Raw genomic sequence first — 19,925 nt, 5'->3', positions numbered from 1 at the left:
CCCACCGCCGCCCCGGCCAACGTCGGGCCGGCAAGGCCGCCGGAGGCCAGCGCGCCGATTCCGGCGCCGCCCAAACCGCCGATCACGCCGCCCCCAAGCGCGCGTTCTCCCGGCGTGTAGCAGCCAGAGAGCGGCGCGGAAGCCGCCAGAATCGTCGCCAGGAGGAGAGCCTTCTTCGCGGAGCGGCCAATAATAATGCTTTGCATGAGCGGGTCCTTGGTGGAATGGCTTGTTCGGCCAGAATCTTCTTCAGCCCCTCCGCCCGAGTGACCCCAGCTTTGCGCCAATATGATGGCCTCCCTGCGCGCGCCGCGTGACGAGACGCCATCGTTTGGGCGCGCATATGGCGATCTCATCGGGACGCAAAACATCGCGCCGCGCGCGCATTTCGCGCGAATTCGGCGACGCCCTCCGCGTCGCCGCCAGCGTTTAGCCGTGGATTACGAAGCCGCGCGAAAACGCGCCGCGATCACCAGCCCCAGCCGCCATAATAGCCGGGATAGCCATAGCCATAGTAAGGGCCCCAGCCGTAGTAGCGCGGCGCCGTGGCGGCGGCGATCCCCGCCCCCATAATGCCGAGCGCGGCGCCCGCGAAAGCGGCTCCCGCCGGATCATAGCCATAGCGGTAATAATACCTGCGCCTGACATAACGCCGATAGCGCGCTTGATCGATCGGCCCGGATAATCCGACGTCTTCACGAACCGCGACGGTCGTCGGCCCCGCATACGTTTCGGTCGGCAATGCGGTCGCCGCCATTGTCGCGATAAGGATGGCGCCGAGCGCCGATTTGAAATTCTGTCCCATTTTTCCAACTCCTGACGCTCTCGGCCCAGGCGGCGCGCTCTTATCGGCTTCGGATCGCCCGGCCTCACTGTCATGACATAGGCTGGCATCGGCGCTTGGCGAGAGGGAGAAAGGTCGCAGCCGTTGATTCTCGCTGCGCCCGGCGCCGAGGAACGCGGGGCGCGCCGAAGCAAGAACGGATAAGAGCAAAACAAAAGGCCCGCCCGGGCGAACCGGGCGGGCGAGGCTTCCACGCCAACACGCGGAGAAGAGTGAAACCGCGTGAAGTCCGTTCGGGTCAGAGCGTCACGTCTGACCGAAACTTCGGGATCACGGGGCCCCCGATCTCCACCCTCTGGCGCCCGCCGGAAGGATCGAAGAAGAACAGCAGGCCGCCGAACTGGCTGTCCGTGTCGTAAGCAAGATCGGACAGGCGCTCGATGTCGAAGCGGGCGTCCTGAACGATCACCTCCATGTTACGCGTCTCGCCTGGCTGGATCGGCGAAGGATCGCTCACCGAGAGGCCACGGTCGGCAAGGAGATAATCCGGGAAGTCAGGTCTTTGGGGGATGACGTCCGGATTGAGGAAGCGAAGGCCTGCGGTCGTGAATTCGCCGACCCGGATCGGCTCCTTGCCATTGTTGACGATGGTCGTCTTGATATGCAGCTCGCGGCCGGGAACGGTATAGGAGCCGCCCCTGAAGCGAACCGACACGGTCGGGGACGGCTCGTCGATCGGCGATATGCCGGTCAAGAGGCCCGCTTGCATCGGCAGCGTGCGCGGAAACTCCTTATTCGCCGCCGCATAGAAGCCGAGCACCGCGAGAAGCACGCCGGCGAGGGTGATAGCGCCGATCCGTTTCTCGTTCGGGCCGATGAGTTCGCCCGCTCTGCCTGCCTTCACCTGCCAGTAGCGAACGATGATTCCCTTGGTCATGAACCAGTAGAGAATCCACGCCGCCGCCGCCGCCATCCAGAGGAAGTGATAGATATAGACCCATTTAATGCCATAGGTCTCGAGATCGATCACCGAGCCGTCGAGCAGCGTCACGGGATTGGTGAAATCCTTCATGTCGCCCTTGATCGTGATCCATTGCCCGGGACCGACGATGGGGCCGCCGTCCTTGACGTTGATCTGGACATGGACGTGAAAGCGTCCCGGCCGGCGGGCCTTCAGCACGATTTTATATTCATAGTCCTTGCCGACATCCATCGAGAAGGTGCGCGGCACCGGCACGTCGCCGACGAAGGCGCTCTTGCGGATCAGCACCGGACCGGGCTCGCCGACATTGAGGAAGGCTTCGCCGGGCCTTGCGACGGCCTGCGGCCAGCCGGCGAAGACATGCACCTTGCCCGTCAGCTCCATCTCGTCATTGACGTTGAGCTCGGTCTTCGACCATTTGACGTCGTACCAATTCAGCGTGCGCATGCGCAGAAACGCCTGCTGCGAACGCTCGCCATGGGCGACGGCGGGCGTCGACGCGGTCAGCGTCGTCAAGGCGACGGCCGCGGCCAGTCCGATCGCCCAGCAGCAAGCGACGCGGGTCGTCAGGCGTTTCGCCATCTTAAGGATGATTGAGCTCTTCATTGAGCGACTCCCTTTGATTGTCCTCTTTGGCCGCCGGAGCCGATAGAGGCTCCGGCGTGATTGGTTTTTGGGTCGAGCGAGGCGGCGCGCCTCAGACTTCTTCGAGTTCGAGATATTTCGTCGTCGAGAACCACTGGCCGACTTTCCACCACAGGAAGTAGACGAGCATGGAGATGAAGCCGGAGAAGAAGGCCGCGACCGGCACGACGTCCTTGCCGAAGGTGCGCAGCGTGCCGCGCTCCACCATGCGGATATATTCCGGCGTTCCGGTGCGGACGTAGTTGAACCCGATCAGATCGGCGAGCGTGAGCAGCACGCCGTCGATTTCGGCGGCCTGATGATATTGCGCCAGCGCCGGCCAGTTGATCGGATAGAACAAGAGGCCCCAGCCGAGACCGCCGAGCAGCGCCGTGACGAGCCAGCTCCCCGAAATCATCAGCACGATGTCCAGCCAGAAGCCCATGGGAATGAGCGCCGACGGGAAGACGAGATTGATCGGGAAGAAGGTCCAGCCCCAGAAGTTGTCGTAGCGGTTGATCCATTCGCCGATCAGCAGGGCGAGCACCACGGTGGTCGCGCCAATCGGGAGACGGAACCTCGTCCAGAAGAACGCCTGCGCGGCCGCCGCGAAGCACATGGCGACGATGGGCGCCACAGTCGGCCACATGCGCCGATCCTTGAAGTCGATCCAGAAGTCCCAGTCGCCGGCAAGCAGCATGTAGTGGATATGAAAAGAGCCGAGCAGCACGGCGAACAGGACCACGAGAAGGATCCAGTCCGTCAGGATGACGCAGCCGAGGAATTCCTCTTTCGATTTCCAGGTTTTGCCCGGCGGCAAGCCTGCTTCAGTCGAGGTGGACATTGCTTCTCTCCTTGAGATTGATTCTGGCGATGAGGAAAGCGGCTCCCGTCGCCGCCTGCGCATTTCGCGAGGCAGCCGCTTCTTTTCGATTTCGATGCGTTGAAAGATGAAGGACGCGCGCCTTAGAGCGCGAGCGCGTCCTTCTCATATTCCTTGCTGAGTTCGATCACGCGATCGAGCACCTGCCGCGCGACTCCGAACACCGCGAGCGCGAACCAGCCGAAGAACACGAAGCCCCAATGCAGCGGCGCCGTGAACAGCTCCTCCATGAACCAGAAAGTATGGCCCCATTCATTGAGGCCGATGTTGGGGAAGATCATGAAAGGCCCGGCGAAGAACATCAGAAAGGCAAGCGAGATTTTCTTCGCGAATTGCGGAATGCGCGTATGCGCATACATGAAGGCGCCCCAGCCGCAGATGATGTAGATCGGATAGCTGAGGTAGAACTCCAGAATATGGCTCGGCGTAAAGTCCGTGTCGCGAATGACCGTCTGATGCCAGGTGCCGTCCTGCTCGGTGAAATAGGACGCGCCCCAATAGACCGAGAAGGCGTAGACCGCGAGCCAGCCGACAAGCGTCAAGATGCGGCGCATCTCCTCGCGCGGCGCGAGGGCGTCGAGATTGCGGTCGCGCGTCTTCCACAGATAGCCGCCGATGCCGCAGAAGGCGATGAACTCCAGCGGGAGTTCGGCCCACATCAGGCTCATCCAATAGGTCTGGAATTCCGGCGCGAAGGAATCGAGGCCAGCCTTCCAGCCGAAATATTGCTCATAGACGCGGATGCCGACGTAGAACACGAGCATCGCCGCCATGGCGATATAGGCCGGCCGAAAATTGACGATCGTATCGACCTCGCCGGCTTGCGCGGCGCCAGCCGCCTTCCCTGTCGTCAGACTCATTGTCGCTCTCCTCTTGGGTCTCGAAGCTTCCCGGCCCGAGACGGTTCGTTTCCTCTCCCGACGCGCCCCCGCGCTTTGAACGCCGCCTGACAAGCGGCCGCGATGGCCTTGGCCGTCGGATGCTGTCGAAGCGCTCTTCCGCCTTGCGCGAGGCAAAAGCGCGCGCGCCCGCCGCGCGAAGCGCTTTGAGTTGCGCGGTCAAGCAAAGCCGGAGCGACTTCTACAGTGAAGCGACGCTATCATGAGAAATAACAGTTTTGTCAACAAAACTATAGCAAATAACGCGCGACAATTTGTAGCAATGACTTGATATGCTGCATTTTATGCTGTAAATTTTGAGATGTTAGATGTATCATAAGTTGATACTTACAACGCTACTCTGCACTTTTGCCGAATATATATGTAATATAAAATGATACTCTGCAATTTATGCTGATACTAATCTCGTATTTATTTACATTTGCGACATCCTGCCACAGGTTTCGCGCATTGTGCCGGGCGGCGATTTGACGAAGATCGCGGCAAGAGCGCCTTTCGAGTCAGGCCAAAGCCGGCCCGTCTCTCTCAAGGCGCTCTTCGCAAGAATGCGCCCGCCGGCGCGCAATGCCCGGCGTCGCTTTACGCGTCAGGCTCATGACGCCGCTCGGCGAGAGCGAAAAAACGAGAAAGGGAGAAACCCCGATGAAGACTTTACACTCGGTCAAGGAACTTGGATGGGTGGCCTTATGGGTCGCCTTTTGCGTCTTTCTCTTCGCGATCTTCATTCCGTCGGTGAACAGAGCGCTCAATCTCTAATAGCCGCATCGAACGCGCCGCACCTCCCCCAAGCGAGATCGTTCCTGATGGAAACGCCGCAGGCGGCTCCATCCCACACGATCCCGATTCAGGCGCCCGTCGTCCCGGCTCGAAGGCCCCCGAGCCGGGACGACTTTTTGCGCCGCGACGAGCAATGCCTGGGCTTTGACTCCGCGCGACGAAAAGACGAGATGGTCCGATGAATCCGCCGCGACAAAATGTAGCGGAATATGTATTAAACCGTCTCACTGCATAAAACTTTCATTTTTTAACTATTCCAAAACGTTGGCGCTTCTTTGAATTCAAAGAAAACTCGGCATATTTTGGCGTCGTTTCGGCTTCGTCTAAACAGTTACGCTTGAGACGGGAGCAAGCCCATGCGGTGAAGCCATGACGCAGGCGCATAAAGAGGATATTGTTTTTCCACTTATATTGATGTGAAAAGGACTGGGCGCGGCGAGAATCGTCGTTCCCGCGGCCGGCAAAAAGTCACGCGCATCATAAAGAAACGGCGGGAAACTCTCCGCGCATAAAAAATAATAAGACATGAAAATAAGAGTATAGCGATAGATGAGCGCACAAACTGGAGAAGACGATCGCTCGAATACCCGCAAGCAGCGGGAGGAGGCTCTTCGCGAGCTTCTCACGGCGACGGTCGGCAAATCTTCGGCTTCGATCGTCGAAGAACTCAAGAAGGACCTCGGCGTGAGCCGCGCCACCGCCTATCGCATGGTGAAGACCTTTCGCACCTGCGGGGCCGTCACCTGCGCGACGCGGCCGGTAGGAAGGCCGAAGGGCGCACGCGGCCTCGACCCGCTCCGCGAACGGCTCATTCAAGAAGCGATCAAGGCGCATTATTCGAAAACGCTCCGGCCGAAGTTCAGCGCGCTCGTCCAGGACGTGCGCAAGCGCTGCAAGGATCAGCTTCTGCCGCCTCCTAATTGGCGCACCATTCGCGCGCGGCTTCGCGATTTCGAAGGCGGGCCGCCGGGCTCGGGAAACAGAGGGAGCTGACCGGGACATGGCTCAAATGCGGTTGAGCGATATCCCGGAACGGCCGTTGCAGACGCTCTACTTCGATCATGTGAAGATCGAGGAATGCGCCTTCGACGCGCAGACCGGCGATGCGGGATATCCCTGGCTGACGCTGGCGATCGACGCCGGCACGCGGATGGTCGCAGGTTTTCATCTCTCGCTTGCGCCGCCCTCGCGCCTGTCGGTCGGCCTGTGTCTCCTGCACGCGGTTTGCGACAAGACGCGCTGGATGAAGGAGCGCGGCGTCGCCGGCGACTGGCCGGCCGCCGGCCTTCCCGAGGCGGTCGCCGCCGATCCGCAAAGCGTCTTCGGATTGCGCGCTTTCGCCCGCGCCTGCCGCGATGAAGGCGTCGCGACCGTGGACCTGCCCGTCAGGCAACGCGTCTTCGGCGCGCTCGCGACCCATATGGTGGGCGGCCGACTCGGCGAGGTTTTGATCGCAAAAGCGCAAGTCGCCGTTTATGCGCCGGAGACGCCCCGTCACTTGCGCGGCGCGGTCGCGCGCGACATGCGCGATCTCGAACGCGCCGTCGGCGACGGCCTCGTCAACGACTACCACCGCCGCCGTCACCAGGATACGGGACGCGCGCCGATCGAAAGCTGGCGCTCGGGAGATGACGCTGAAAATTTTCGCGCGCCGAAGGATTGCCTGCGCTTTCGCCTCTCCTTTCTTCCCGAGACGTCCTGCGTCGTGACGGAAAGCGGGGTGAGCCTGCGCGGCGAGACATATTGGTCGCGCATGCTCGCGCAAATGCTGCAAGACGGCGAATCGCGCGCGACGGTCAGATTCGATCCGCGCGATCACTCCCGCATCTTCGTGCGCAGCGCCGGCGGGCGTTTCGTCAAGGCGAAGAATGTCGCCGCGCCCGCGGCGGCCGCGTCAAAAGAGTGCGACGAGATCGCGATCGACGCCTCGCTCGCGGAGAAGCGGAGCTGCCGCGGCAAATGTCGCTCCTCATGCCCCTTCGCGCCGGCGCTGTAGATCACGCTGCATTTGGGCCGTATCGTCCAAATGCAGATAATTTGATCGATTCCTAAAGTTTAGAACGCGCTTTACGCGAAAGGCCGAATTCCACTTTTTCGCAGCGCTCTTGAGCAAGTTCTTAAAAATAGGTCGCCGGACTTTTTCGATGAGAACTTGCTCTGGCGTGTTGACGGGATTTCTATCGATCGGACGATTCCGTCTGATCGGAAAGCGCGCTAAGATAAGGTTAGAATAGTTGCCTGCCTTGTATCAGCCCAGGCGGGAAGCGCCCTTCTCCAGAAAGCAAAGCAAGCCGTTGGAACGCGTTCACGAGAAAGTCGTCGCGGCCCAGTTCGGGCCGCAGGCGAAGGCCTATGTCGACAGCGCCGTTCATGCGCGCGGACCGGATTTGGACGCGCTGGAAAATGTCGCCGCCGCGATCCGTCCGACGCGCGCCCTCGACCTTGGCGCGGGCGGCGGCCATGTCTCCTATCTCCTCGCGCGACACGCCAATCTCGTTACGGCGGCGGACCTGTCGCGGGAGATGCTCGCGGTTGTCGCGGCGACGGCGCGAGACAGGGGGCTCTCCAATATCGAGACCGCGGAAGCCGCCGCCGAGAGCCTGCCCTTCCCCGACGGCTGTTTCGATTTTCTGGCGTCGCGATATTCCGCCCATCATTGGCGCGATTGGGAAAAAGGATTGCGCGAGGCGCGTCGCGTGCTGAAAGCGGAAAGCCGGGCGATATTCATCGATATTTTCGCGCCCGGCTCACCGCTTTTCGACACCCATCTGCAAGCCGTCGAACTGCTGCGCGATCCTTCGCATGTACGAGACTATTCGATCGCCGAATGGACGGCGGCGCTCTCCAAGACCGGCTTTGCGATCGAAAGCCTGCGCACATGGCGGCTGCGCATGGATTTCGACGTATGGACGGCGCGCATGCGCACGCCTCGCGAAAACGCCGTGGCGATCCGCGCTCTGCAGGCGGCGGCCTCGGCGGAGACCAGGGCGCATTTCGCGATAGAGCCGGACGGCTCTTTCTGGATCGATGCGCTGATGATCGACGCCAAGGCCGGGGAAGGCTGAGATTGTTCCCGGCGGTGGAGAAGCCGACGGCGGAATATTTGGGCCAATGCCCATGTGGCCATGTCGAACTGAAACTGTTCAGCCAATTGGCGCCGAAAGAATTTCGGCCGCGGTCGGACGCGCGAACCTGCTCCTTTTGTCGCGCCCATGACGGCGTTTGGATATCGGACCCAAAAGGACTGATCGTCCTCCATCGTCAAAACCGCACGAGCGTTAAGCGCTTCGCCTCGGGACAGGTTCAATTCCATTTCTGCCGGGACTGCGAAATATTGGTCTATGCGTCGCTCGAAGATGCGGACGAACAAAAATCGGTCGCCGTCGCGCGTCTTGCGATTTTCGATGCGATCGCCCGAGCAGGGCTTCCGGTCGCCGAGCTAAACATTGAAGATGAAACCGTGGAAACGGCGCGCCGCCGCCGCCTCCTGACCTGGACTCCCCTGCAGCGATGAAGGTCCTGCGCGTCAGGGCGTCACGGGATAGGCGAGATAGCGAATGATCCGCCAACGGCCGGCGCGCCCCCGCCTCCGCGGGCGAAGAGAGATAATCACACTTTGGCGCTTCTTACGACAAAGTCGCATGATAAACATACGCTGATTCGATGGCCCCAGCCGTCCAATAGGTCGGGAAACCGCGCGCGGCGCCGCGAGGATAGGCGGAAATGAAACTTCCTCAAGTCGTTTTTTTTCCATTCGCGCTTATTCTCCTGTGCCTCGCGCCGTCGCAGGCGACGGCGCCCTTGAGCGCGCAGCCAGCGGCGATAATTCTCGCGAGCGAGGGAGAGCCGCGGAACGCGCAAGCGCAAAAACTCTCTCTGCTCGGGCTATTTCAGGACAAGCGTTCGGGCGCCAATGGGCAAGACGCCACCGGGAATATCTACGCCTACCAATATTCCGGGATCGATCCAACCGGCGCGACTGATAGCCGCGCCGGCATACAGGCGATGATCGATGCGGCGAATGCTCTCGCGCCGAAAGAGAAGCGCGGCGCGAAAATCGTCTTCGGACCGGGCGTGTTCCGCCTCGACGATATGGTCACGCTCGGCGACGGCCAAACGGTTGAATGCGCGGGACGCGCCAGAACCACTTTTAGAATCGACTCCGCGACGTTCAACATGAACGCGCTGGGCGTCTTTCAATTGCCTTTCGGCGACTCCGCTCAATTGCGTGACTGCGGCATTGCTTTCGTCCAGCCGAATTTCCCGGGCGTGACGCGCAGCGACGTAATTAAATATCCTCCCGCGATCGTCGCGACGACCTCCCCCACGCGATTCATCATCGACCGCGTTCGCATCAGCGGCGCTTGGCGATGTATGCATCTCGTAGGCAATGGAGGCGGATCGAATATTGGGGAAGTGGAATGTGGCGCGCTCGCCGATTTCAGTTTCGTCGAATACACGGCTTCCGCATCGGAGAAGTTGCTTACCGTGACAGCGGTCGCCAAAGGGACGATTCGACCGGATGATCTCGCTTATGCAATTATTGACGCCAGCCGCACGACTTATCGCATTGTCGCGCAAGTGAGCGGCGTTCCAGGGGGCGTCGGCTCTTACCAACTCGCCGACGCCATATCGTTCCCGAGCGCGACCAATCATCAGACCGTGGGCGGCATTGTCATCGACGGTCCTCTGGACTTCATGAAGATCTCCAAATTCAACTGCGTATTTTTTGGAATCGCGCCCCGGACGCCTCTTTTCGATAATGTCTATATAGACGGCAAGACTAACTGCGTCGCCTTCGGCAAGATCGACGGGCTGGACATAAAGACGATATCGGCCCTCACAAATTCAGTCGTCTTCACCGAAGGCGCGACGAGCGACATTCCCTATTTCGTCGGCGAAGTTCAGTTGGATGGGCCCGGTTCGCGCATTATGGTTTTCGATGGCGAGGTGCGCATAAACAAAATTTATTCCGCGAAAAGCGCCATGCTTTCCGCTCCCATCGTTCTCGCGCAGGGGCTGGCGCGCGTCGATCTGAATAATGTCATTTCTGCCATCGACGGTCAGACCGTCTGCTCCTTCGAGGCGCGCGACGGCGGCAGCCTGACCATTCACAGCGGCCGCCTGGGGCATTTGGACGGCTCCTCGCCGGTCGCATGCGTGCGCGGGAAAATCGGTTCGGTCTTGAAGATCTATGACACCGAAGTGAATATGACCAACGTAAATCGCTCGGTGGCGTTCTTTACGCAGGAGGGCGTGGGGAGCGCCATGCAGCTCGTTGGCGTGACCTCATTTCCAGAGCGCGGCGTTTCCGGCGACGCCTTCTCCTTCGCCAACGACAATCCCCTCAATAAGGTCGTCGGTTCGACATTTCCGGGTCGAACCCACACGCTGTCTTTTGATACGAGCTTTGGCTATTATGATCTCGCCGAGCCCGACGCCATCTCCAGGCCCGTTCCGGGCTTCGCCGACAATGGCGATTTCGCCGCGACGATCAATGCATGGAGCGGCGAATATTGGCGGAAGGGAGATCACGTTCGCGCGCATATCGCGCTCGACTTTTCGACCAAAGCCTACGCCACGGCCTCTGGCCCGTTCCAAATTATCGGAACCGGCGCGCCAAAGGCCTATGCCAACGCCCTGTATGGATGCCGTATCAACGACGTGAGCGGAGTGACGTTCAAAGGCCTTCAGTTCTGGCCGGTCATTCAGAATTCTGTCTTTTTCTTGCGCGGCGCGTCCTCCGGCGCGGCTTCCTACCTTCTCTCGACATCGAATATTACGCCTTCGACGAGAAATATCGCGCTCGACTTCGACTGCGACTATCGCGTGCGATGATGGCGTCCTCGCGCTGACACGCCAGTTTTATGGCAGGAGATTAAAGCCGGCCCGCAGCCTACGCCGCCGCGCCGCAGCATTTCTTATATTTCTTGCCTGAGCCGCAGGGGCAGGGATCGTTGCGGCCCGGCTGCTTGCCTTTCACGATCGGCTCATTCCTGCGATTGGCCTCTTCGGCGAAATACCACCGCCCGTCTTCGGCGTCGTAACGAAACAGCGAGCGCTCGCGATGCGCATAGCGCTCGCCTTCGCTCGCAAAATGCGCGACGAATTCGACATAGCCGCTCTCGTCGCCAGGGCCGCCCCGCTCGGTCTCGAGAATTTCAAGACCCAGCCATTGCGACTGGCTCGACCAATGCGTGATCGCCTTGCGATCGAAATCATGCCGCGCTTCCGGCGCAAGCGTCCCGAAGAGATAGTCGATGGCGCCTGTCGCAAAAGCCGTATAGCGCGAGCGCATCAGCGCCTCGGCGCTCGGCGCCGGCTGGCCCTGCTCAAGATAAGGCGCGCAGCAGGCCAAATAGGAAAGCGGCTGCGCGTCCATCGCGCGGCAGGGGCAGATCGGATCGGTCATCGCTCGCTCATTGAGAAGAATCGCTGCGTCGCAGGCCTAGGCGCGGAAAGGTGGGGCGTCCATCTTTTTGCGCGTGAAACCGGCTCGCGCCGTCGCTGGACGCGGGAAAAGCGCTTCCGCAAGAAAGGACGCGAAGGTCAGCCGTCAGCGCCGCCTTCGCCCGGACGCAATTCGGAAGCCGCCGCGCCTCTTGGATGGCTGAGCCGCTTGACCGCCTCCACCGCAATCGGATCGAGGCCCGCGCCGCCATGATCGACATGGGCGATGATTGCGTCGCGCATGCGCGGATCCCAGAATTTCTTCAAATGATCCGTCATGCTGGCGACGCCTTCCGGATGCTTTTGCGCGACGAAGAACTTGCCGATCTGATTGGCCATTTTGACAAGCTTATCGACCGAATTATGCGACATGAGCGGAAACCTGTTCGAGAATGCGTCCTGGATGGGTGAAGATTTCGAAGTCGCGGCCGCGCATCACCGCGATGAGCGTCATGCCGCATCCCTGCGCGTTACGCACCGCGAGCGCCGTGGGCGCGGAGACCGCGGCGATGATCGGCGCGCCCATGCGCGCGGCCTTTTGCACGAGTTCGACGGAAACGCGGCTCGTCATCAGCACCACGCCCTGCGTCGCGGCGATCGCCTGCCGCGTCAAGGCGCCGGCGAGCTTGTCGAGCGCGTTGTGGCGGCCGACGTCCTCGCGCACGATCAGCGCGCCGGTGGCCGGATTCCAAAAGCCGGCGGCATGAATGGCGCGCGTCTCCTGATTATATTTTTGCGCCGTGGGCAGACGCTCCATCGCCTCGATCAGCGCTTCGGCGCGCACCGTCAGCGCATTGTCGAGCGTCGGCAGGCGCCGCGTCGCCGCTTCAAGACTCTCAATGCCGCAAAGCCCGCAGCCCGTCGGCCCCGCCATGGAGCGGCGCCGCTCGGCATAGGCTTCCTGCCGTCCGCCCCTGAGCCAGGCGCGCAATTCTATCCCTGCGTCGGAGAGGACGATCTCGACCTCGCCCGCGTCTTCCGGCGCGTCGATCAACCCTTCCGTCAGCGCGAAGCCGATGGCGAAATCCTCAAGATCGGCGGGCGTCGCCATCATCACCGCATGAGTCGAGCCGCCATAGGTAAAAGCGATCGGCGTCTCCTCGGGAATCACCCGAGACGCCGGCGCCGTCACATCGTGACGGCGCGCTAGGCAATCGACTCTCAGCGTTGGCGACGGAGAAGATGGGGTCATTCCGCCGCCGTGATCGCGATCCTTCGGCTCGCCTCCGACAGTTCGCGATATTTCTCCTGCCATTCCGTCGGGCCGTTGGACGGCGAGATCTGAACGGCCGTCACCTTATATTCGGGGCAGTTCGTCGCCCAATCCGAATTGTCGGTGGTGACGACATTGGCCTGGGTCGTCGGATGGTGGAAGGTCGTATAGACGACGCCGGGCGCCACGCGATCGGTGATCTTGGCGCGCAGCGTCGTCTCGCCGGCGCGGCTCGCCACCTTCACAAAGTCGCCGTCGCGCACGCCGCGATCCTCCGCGTCATGCGGATGGATCTCCAGCACGTCTTCTTCGTGCCAGCGGCTGTTCTCGGTGCGGCGCGTCTGCGCGCCGACATTATATTGCGACAGGATACGGCCGGTCGTGAGCAGCAGCGGGAAGCGGGGCCCAACCTTCTCGTCCGTCGGGACATATTCGGTGACGACGAACTTGCCCTTGCCGCGCGCGAAGCCGTCGATGTGCATGATCGGCATGCCGTGCGGCGACTCCTCATTGCACGGCCACTGCACGGAGCCATCCTCTTCGAGGCGCTTGAACGAAACGCCCGCGAAGGAAGGCGTCAGTCGCGCGATCTCGTCCATAATCTCGCTGGCGTGCGTGTAGTTCCAGTTGAGACCGAGCTTGTTGGCGAGAAGCTGCGTGACTTCCCAGTCCGCGTAGCCGTTCTTGGGCCGCATCACCTTGGCGACGCGCTGGATGCGACGCTCGGCGTTGGTGAAGGTGCCGTCCTTTTCGAGGAAGGTCGCGCCGGGCAGGAAGACATGCGCGTAATTCGCCGTCTCGACCAGGAACAGATCCTGCACGATGACGATGTCCATATTCGACAGCGCCCGCGCCACATGGCGCGTGTCGGGGTCGGACTGCAGAATGTCCTCGCCCTGCACATAGAGGCCCTTGAAGGTGCCCTCGATCGCCGAGTCGAACATGTTCGGGATGCGGAGGCCCGGCTCCGGATCGAGCGTGACGCCCCAGTCCTTCTCAAAGGCTTCGCGCGCCGCGTCGTTGGAGATGTGGCGATAGCCCGGCAGTTCGTGCGGGAACGAGCCCATGTCGCAGGAGCCCTGCACATTGTTCTGGCCGCGCAGCGGGTTCACGCCGACGCCGCGGCGACCGAGATTGCCAGTCGCCATGGCGAGATTGGCGATGCCCATGACCGTCGTCGAGCCCTGGCTATGCTCGGTGACGCCGAGACCATAATAGATCGCGCCATTGCCGCCGGTGGCGTAGAGCCGCGCCGCCGCCCGTACGTCGGCCGCCGGAACGCCGAGGGTCGTCTCCAGGGCCTCGGGACTGTTCGTCGACAGCGACACGAATTCCGCCCAGTCCTGATATTCGTCCCAGTCGCAACGCGACTTCACGAAATCGAGATTGACGAGATTCTCCGTCACGATCACATGCGCCAGCGCCGTCACCATCGCGACATTGGTGCCGGGCTTCAGCGGCAGATGGTAATCGGCCTGGACGTGAGGCGACCGCACGAGATCGATGCGGCGCGGATCGATCACGATGAGCTTCGCGCCCTCGCGCAAACGCTTCTTCATGCGCGAGCCGAAGACGGGATGCGCGTCGGTCGGATTGGCGCCCATGACGAGAATGACGTCGGCGTCGTCGACCGAGTCGAAGTCCTGCGTGCCGGCGGAGGTGCCGAAGGCCTGCGCGAGACCGTAACCCGTCGGCGAATGGCAGACGCGCGCGCAGGTATCGGTATTATTGTTTTTGAATCCCTGACGCGCCAGCTTCTGAACGAGGTAGCTTTCCTCATTGGTGCAGCGCGACGAGGTGATGACGCCGACGGAATTCTTGCCGTATTTTTCCTGCGTCGCCTTCAGCCGGTCGGCGGCGAAAGCGATCGCCTCCTCCCAGGAGACTTCGCGCCACGGCTCGGCGATCGTCTCGCGGATCATCGGATTGAGAATGCGGTCGCCATGTTGGGCGTAGCCATAGGCGAAGCGGCCCTTGATGCAGCTATGGCCGTGGTTGGCCTTGCCGTCCTTCCAGGGAACCATGCGCACGACTTCCTCGCCGCGCATCTCGGCCTTGAAGGTGCAGCCGACGCCGCAATAGGCGCAGGTGGTGACTTCGGAATGCTCGGGCTGGCCGATGGCGATGACCGATTTTTCGATGAGCGTCGCCGTCGGGCAGGCCTGCACGCAGGCGCCGCAGGAGACGCATTCCGACTCCATGAAGGCTTCGTCCATGCCGGCCGAGACGCGCGAGTCGAAGCCGCGGCCGGAAATCGTCAACGCGAACGTGCCCTGGACTTCCTCGCAGGCGCGCACGCAGCGGTTGCAGACGATGCATTTCGACGGGTCATAGGAGAAATAGGGGTTCGATTCGTCCTTCGGCTTCCAGGCGAAATTCGCCTCGCCCTGATTGCGGGCGAAGACGTGATTGGAGCCCTCATAGCCGTAGCGCACGTCGCGCAGGCCGACGGCCCCCGCCATATCCTGCAATTCGCAATCGCCATTGGCCGCGCAGGTGAGGCAGTCGAGCGGATGGTCGGAAATATAGAGCTCCATCACGCCGCGGCGGATGGCGGCGAGGCGGGGCGATTGGGTCTTGACCGAAATGCCGGGCGCGACCGGCGTCGTGCAGGAGGCCGGCGTGCCGTTGCGGCCCTCGACCTCGATCACGCAGAGGCGACAAGAGCCGAAGGCCTTGATGCTGTCGGTGGCGCAGAGCTTGGGGATTTCGGTTCCCGCCTCCATCGCCGCGCGCATGATGGAGGTGCCTTCGGGAACGGTGACGCTCTTTCCGTCGATGGTCAGCGTAACCAGTTTTTCGGATTTGGATTCGGGCGTGCCGAAATCGGTTTCCTTAATGAGCGTCATGGCGGCTACCTCACTCAGCGGCTTCAAGGGCCGGCTTGCGGAAGTCCTCAGGGAAATGACGAAGCGCGCTCTCGACCGGATAGGGCGCGAAGCCGCCCAATGCACAGAGCGAGCCAAACTTCATTGTATGGCAGAGATCCTTTAGGAGCTCGATATTCGCGTCGACGTCGACGCCGCCGCGAATCTTGTCGATCGTCTCGACGCCCCGCGTCGAACCGATCCGGCATGGCGTGCATTTGCCGCAGCTTTCGATGGCGCAGAACTCCATGCCGAACCGCGCCATCCATGACATATCGACCGTGTCGTCGAAGACGACAAGGCCGCCATGGCCGATGAGGCTGTCCTTGGCGGCGAAAGCCTCATAGTCGAAGATCGTGTCGAAGAGCGAAACCGGCAGATAGGCGCCGAGCGGGCCGCCGCATTGCACGGCGCGGACCGGGCGGCCGGTCTTTGTTCCGCCGCCGATGTCATTGACGATCTCCCCCAGGGTCAAGCCGAAGGGCACTTCGCAGAGGCCGCCATATTTGACGTTGCCGGCGATCTGGAGCGGCATGGTGCCGCGCGAGCGGCCGACGCCGAGGTCGGCGTAATGCTGCGATCCCTTTTCGAGGATCATCGGCGCGGTCGCCATGGAGAGCACGTTGTTAACCACGGTGGGCTTGCCGAAGAAGCCGACATGGGCCGGAAGCGGCGGCTTGGCCCTGACGATCCCGCGCTTGCCCTCGAGGCTTTCGAGCAGCGAGGTCTCCTCGCCGCAGACATAAGCGCCAGCGCCGATGCGCAGCTCGATGTCGAAGGCGAAGCCCGAGCCCAGCACATTGGGGCCGAGCCAGCCCGCCTTGCGCGCGACCTCGATCGCCCTCTCGAAGATGACGGCCGCCTGCGGATATTCCGAGCGCAGATAGACGAAGCCCTTGGAGCCGTTGATCGCATAGCCGCAGATGATCATGCCTTCGATCAGCGACAGCGGATCGCCTTCCATGATCATGCGGTCGGCGAAAGTGCCGCTATCGCCCTCGTCGGCGTTGACCACCACATAGCGACGGTCGGCGGGCGCGTCTGCGACCGTCTTCCATTTGATGCCGGTCGGAAAGCCCGCGCCGCCGCGTCCGCGCAGACCGGATTTGGTGACTTCCTCGATCGTCGCCGCCGGGCCGATCTCGAAGGCGCGCCTAAGGCCGGCGCCGCCGCCATGCGCCTGATATTCCTCGATCGAGAAGGGATCGATAACGCCGCAACGCGCGAAGGTGACGCGCGTCTGGCGCTTCATCCAGGGATGGTCGTCGACCTTGCCGATGGCGAGCCTATGCGCGCCGCCCGTAAGGAAGCCGGCGTCGAAAAGCGAGGCGACGTCCGCGACCTTCGCCGGCCCATAACCGACGCGGCCCGCGGGAGTCTCCACCTCGATCAGGGGTTCGAGCCAGAGCATTCCACGCGAGCCGTTTCGGACGATCTCGATATTTTCGCCGCGGGCGGCGGCTTCTTTCGCGACGGCGGCGGCGAGCTTGTCGGCGCCCATCGCGACGGCGGCCATATCCAGCGGTATGTAGACCTTGACCATCAGTCGCGCGCCTCCGCGGCGAGTTCGTCGAGCTTTTCGGCGTCGACGCAGCCGATCGGCTCGCCGTCGTAAAGCGCCGAGGGGCTGTGCGCGCAAAGGCCCAGGCAATAGACCGCTTCGACGCTCAGGGCGCCGTCCGGGGTCGTGCCGCCCCAATCGAGCTTCAGCTTGTCGAGGAAATTGCGGGCCTGCCGCTCCGCGCCCATCGACTGGCAGGATTCGGCGCGGCAGATTTTCAGCGTGTGCCGGCCATGCGGGGCGCGATGGAAATCATGGTAGAAGGTGACGACGCCATGCATTTCCGCGCGGGAAATATTGAGCGCCTGGGCCATCTCTTTCACGGCGGCGTCGGGCACATAGCCGAATTCATGCTGGAGCGCGTGCAAAATCGGCATGGCGGGGCCTTCGAGACCCAGATGGGCCGCGATAATCTCCCTCGCCCGCTCGTCGCTATACGGAGCAGCGCCAGCCATTTCTTCCCTTTCAACCATGGGCGTTGCGCGCACAGGCGGCCGCCCTTTTTAGAGTTATTTTGAACAGTGCCGGAAAACCCATGCGCGATCAATACCGTCCATCCCGTTACGTCATAGGGCGGGCCTATCAATCGCCCAATATGCGGCTGTCGGCCAGTTTCTTGGCCTCGGCGACAAGCGCGGCGACCAGCGGAATCACCGGATCGCGCAGCGGCGCGACAAGGCCGATCTTGTGAACCGCCTCGGGTTCGACGATGGGAATCGCGCGCAGCGGCGCCGCGACGCCCAATGTCTTGGCGAGCTTCTCCGGCAGGATCGTCGCCCAGCGGCCGGATTTCACATGGTCGAAGAGAAGAATGACGCTGTTCGACTCGAGGATGGGCGCGGGCTCGGCGCCGGCGTCGCGGAGCAGGCGTTCGACGATGCGCCGGTTCTGCATATCGGGCGTCAGCAGGCAGAGATCGATGCGCGCCACTTCCTCCCAGGTGACGCGGTCGCGATCGCCCAGCGGATTGTCGGCGAAGGTCAACAGGCGATAGCGCTCCGCGCATAAGGGCACGGCCCGCACCCGGCCGAGCGGCTCATTGTCGAGATAGGTGATGCCGGCGTCGATCTCGAGATTGTCGAGCATGGACAGAACTTCGGCCGAGGAGGCCGAAAGAATCGAGAAGCGCACGCCCGGATGTTTTTCGCGATAGGGCGTGGTCAGCGCCGAAACGATGCCGAGCGCGGTGGGAATGACGGCGATCTTGAGCTGGCCCGAAAGCCCTTCCTTCAACGTGCGCACTTCCTGGCGCATGGCGCGCGCGTCGCCGACGATGCGCTTGGCCCATTCCAGCACGCGCTCGCCCTCGGCCGTCAGGCCGTGAAAACGCGATGAGCGGTTGACGAGGAGCACGCCGAGCGTGTCTTCGAGCTGTTTGACGCCGGCCGAAAGCGTGGGCTGCGTCACCCCGCACGTCTCCGCCGCGCGGGAAAAGCTTTTCTCTTTGGCGACCGCAATAAGGAATTCGAGCTTTTCGATCACGTCCCAAGTCCAGGAGGCCTTTTTCAAAAGGCTTTTTCCGCTTTAGCACATACCTTTAAACGGCGCCCATATTTTCGACGCGCCCGCCGCCCGCGCGCCTCTTCTCCCCGGCGGCGTCGGCCATGCCCGCCAAAGGATTTCGGCGCCGTCGAATCGCCCTATTTTCTGCATATTCGGCTTTTCACGCCTCAGCTTACATATCGAGGCGACGTTGGAGCGGTCGGTTGTGGGGCTGGCGGCGATAAAGACGGGGCGAGGCGAATGATCGTTATGAAATCTAGATTCATCGCGGCGGCTTTCGCCCTTATGGCGGCCGCCTCCTTCGCGGCGCCGGCGCGCGCCACCACGCCCTCGATCGTCATCGACGTTTCCACGGGCGGCGTGCTGTCGCACGATCAGGCGACGCAATCCTGGTATCCCGCGTCGCTGACCAAGCTGATGACGGTCTATGTCGCGCTCGACGCCGTGCGCCAGGGCCGCATCTCGCTCGAAACACCCATCATGATGTCGCCGCGCGCCGCCCGCATGGCGCCCTCCAAAATGGGCTTCCGGGTCGGCACGGAGGTCACGCTGCACAATGCGCTCATCATGCTGATGGTGAAGTCGGCGAACGACATCGCCGTCGCTATCGCCGAGGGCGTGTCGGGCTCGGTCGAAGCCTTCGCCGACGATATGAACAGCGCCTCCGCCGCGCTCGGCATGAGCCAGTCGCAATGGGTCAATCCCAACGGCCTGCCGGATAGCCGGCAGGTGACGTCGGCGCGCGATCTCGCCATTCTCGGCCGCGCCCTCTATCTCTATTTTCCCGAGCACGCCAATCTCTTCAACATCGGCGCGATGCAGCTCGGCCGGCAGATCCATCCGACCCACAATGGCCTGCTCGGACGCTATCCCGGCGCCGACGGCATGAAGACGGGCTTCACCTGCCCCGCCGGCTTCAATCTCGTCGCCTCGGCGACGCGCGGCGGACGGCGGCTCATCGCCGTCGTGCTGGGCGCGCCGAATCCGGTGGCCCGCACCGCCAAGACGGCGGCGCTCCTCGACCGCGGCTTCCAGAGCGGCGGCGCGGTCGCTTCGCTCGCCGCGCTGCCGAGCTCCGGGCCCACCGCCGCGCCGGACTTGCGCGAATCGGTATGCCATCATCGCGGCCCCGCGACCGCGGCGTTCATGGCCGAGGTCGACGATCTATCGGCGCCCATGGGCTCGGCGCAGACGGGCATCGCGCTGCTCGACACGCTGAGCGGCGCGCAACAACAGCCCCATCTCAACGCCAAGGACGTCGCGCGTCTGCCGCGTCCGTCCTTCGCGCCGGTGCAGGTCTATGTCGGCCGCGCCCCGGGTTACGTCGGGCCGGTGGCCCGGTCGCGCGCGCCGGGCGCGCCTGTGGGCGAGCAGCCCGATCT

17 protein-coding genes are annotated in these 19,925 nt (G+C 62.5%); 5 read left to right on the top strand and 12 right to left on the bottom strand.

What is annotated here, in order from left to right; translation table 11 throughout:
• The 5 genes from V3H18_RS13950 to amoC all read right to left on the bottom strand — a co-directional run.
• On the bottom strand, positions 1-206 hold a 206-nt coding region (locus V3H18_RS13950; protein ID WP_332082682.1), incomplete at its 3' end, for a hypothetical protein.
• 263 nt (positions 207-469) lie between these two features.
• The gene (locus V3H18_RS13945) at positions 470-805 is read right to left on the bottom strand and encodes a hypothetical protein (protein WP_332082681.1); all 336 of its coding nucleotides are present in this window, start codon (positions 803-805) and stop codon (positions 470-472) included.
• 277 nt (positions 806-1,082) lie between these two features.
• Positions 1,083-2,348 carry a bacterial ammonia monooxygenase, subunit AmoB gene (amoB, locus tag V3H18_RS13940; protein WP_408631790.1) on the bottom strand — a complete coding sequence of 422 codons (1,266 nt, stop codon included), beginning with the start codon at positions 2,346-2,348 and terminating at the stop codon, positions 1,083-1,085.
• 115 nt (positions 2,349-2,463) lie between these two features.
• Positions 2,464-3,234 (bottom strand): bacterial ammonia monooxygenase, subunit AmoA, encoded by a 771-nt coding sequence (amoA, locus tag V3H18_RS13935; RefSeq protein WP_332082679.1) that lies wholly within the window; start codon positions 3,232-3,234, stop codon positions 2,464-2,466.
• 122 nt (positions 3,235-3,356) lie between these two features.
• Positions 3,357-4,133, bottom strand: coding sequence for a bacterial ammonia monooxygenase, subunit AmoC (gene amoC, locus V3H18_RS13930; RefSeq protein WP_332082678.1), 777 nt, complete (start codon positions 4,131-4,133; stop codon positions 3,357-3,359).
• A 1,365-nt stretch (positions 4,134-5,498) separates the two neighbouring features.
• Between amoC and V3H18_RS13925 the strand changes: the two genes are divergently transcribed.
• The 4 genes from V3H18_RS13925 (at position 5,499) to V3H18_RS13910 (ending at position 10,787) form a co-directional block, all read left to right on the top strand.
• Entirely contained in the window at positions 5,499-5,942 is a 444-nt protein-coding gene (locus tag V3H18_RS13925) for a transposase (RefSeq protein ID WP_332082677.1), read from the top strand.
• Positions 5,943-5,949: 7 nt separating this feature from the next.
• Positions 5,950-6,945, top strand: coding sequence for a Mu transposase C-terminal domain-containing protein (locus tag V3H18_RS13920; RefSeq protein ID WP_332082676.1), 996 nt, complete (start codon positions 5,950-5,952; stop codon positions 6,943-6,945).
• Between the two features lie 298 nt (positions 6,946-7,243).
• Entirely contained in the window at positions 7,244-8,014 is a 771-nt protein-coding gene (locus V3H18_RS13915) for a class I SAM-dependent methyltransferase (protein WP_332082675.1), read from the top strand.
• A gap of 658 nt (positions 8,015-8,672) precedes the next feature.
• Entirely contained in the window at positions 8,673-10,787 is a 2,115-nt protein-coding gene (locus tag V3H18_RS13910) for a hypothetical protein (protein ID WP_332082674.1), read from the top strand.
• 58 nt (positions 10,788-10,845) lie between these two features.
• On the opposite strand, the gene V3H18_RS13905 is transcribed toward V3H18_RS13910, so the two are convergent.
• From V3H18_RS13905 to V3H18_RS13875, 7 genes are all read right to left on the bottom strand, one after another.
• The gene (locus tag V3H18_RS13905; protein ID WP_332082673.1) at positions 10,846-11,361 is read right to left on the bottom strand and encodes a YchJ family protein; all 516 of its coding nucleotides are present in this window, start codon (positions 11,359-11,361) and stop codon (positions 10,846-10,848) included.
• Positions 11,362-11,498: 137 nt separating this feature from the next.
• A complete protein-coding gene (locus tag V3H18_RS13900; RefSeq protein WP_332082672.1) occupies positions 11,499-11,771 on the bottom strand; it encodes a formate dehydrogenase subunit delta in 273 nt (90 codons plus the stop codon).
• Positions 11,761-12,591 carry a formate dehydrogenase accessory sulfurtransferase FdhD gene (fdhD, locus tag V3H18_RS13895; RefSeq protein WP_332082671.1) on the bottom strand — a complete coding sequence of 277 codons (831 nt, stop codon included), beginning with the start codon at positions 12,589-12,591 and terminating at the stop codon, positions 11,761-11,763. The genes V3H18_RS13900 and fdhD overlap by 11 nt, the downstream gene beginning before the upstream one ends.
• On the bottom strand, positions 12,588-15,461 hold the full coding sequence (gene fdhF, locus V3H18_RS13890; protein ID WP_332082670.1) for a formate dehydrogenase subunit alpha: 2,874 nt from the start codon (positions 15,459-15,461) through the stop codon (positions 12,588-12,590). Before fdhF ends, fdhD begins: the two co-directional genes overlap by 4 nt.
• 10 nt (positions 15,462-15,471) lie before the next feature.
• Positions 15,472-17,025 (bottom strand): formate dehydrogenase beta subunit, encoded by a 1,554-nt coding sequence (locus V3H18_RS13885; RefSeq protein WP_332082684.1) that lies wholly within the window; start codon positions 17,023-17,025, stop codon positions 15,472-15,474.
• On the bottom strand, positions 17,022-17,495 hold the full coding sequence (locus V3H18_RS13880) for a formate dehydrogenase subunit gamma (protein ID WP_332082669.1): 474 nt from the start codon (positions 17,493-17,495) through the stop codon (positions 17,022-17,024). The genes V3H18_RS13885 and V3H18_RS13880 overlap by 4 nt, the downstream gene beginning before the upstream one ends.
• 127 nt (positions 17,496-17,622) lie before the next feature.
• On the bottom strand, positions 17,623-18,522 hold the full coding sequence (locus V3H18_RS13875) for a LysR family transcriptional regulator (protein ID WP_332082683.1): 900 nt from the start codon (positions 18,520-18,522) through the stop codon (positions 17,623-17,625).
• Between the two features lie 270 nt (positions 18,523-18,792).
• Between V3H18_RS13875 and V3H18_RS13870 the strand changes: the two genes are divergently transcribed.
• A partial coding sequence (locus V3H18_RS13870; RefSeq protein ID WP_332082668.1) for a D-alanyl-D-alanine carboxypeptidase family protein occupies positions 18,793-19,925 on the top strand: 1,133 nt, incomplete at its 3' end.

The sequence above is a fragment of the Methylocystis borbori genome, from assembly GCF_036576025.1.
In the GTDB taxonomy this organism is placed as follows: domain Bacteria; phylum Pseudomonadota; class Alphaproteobacteria; order Rhizobiales; family Beijerinckiaceae; genus Methylocystis; species Methylocystis borbori.
Note: the sequence above shows the minus strand (reverse complement) of the source record. Positions and strands in the feature narration are given on the sequence as shown.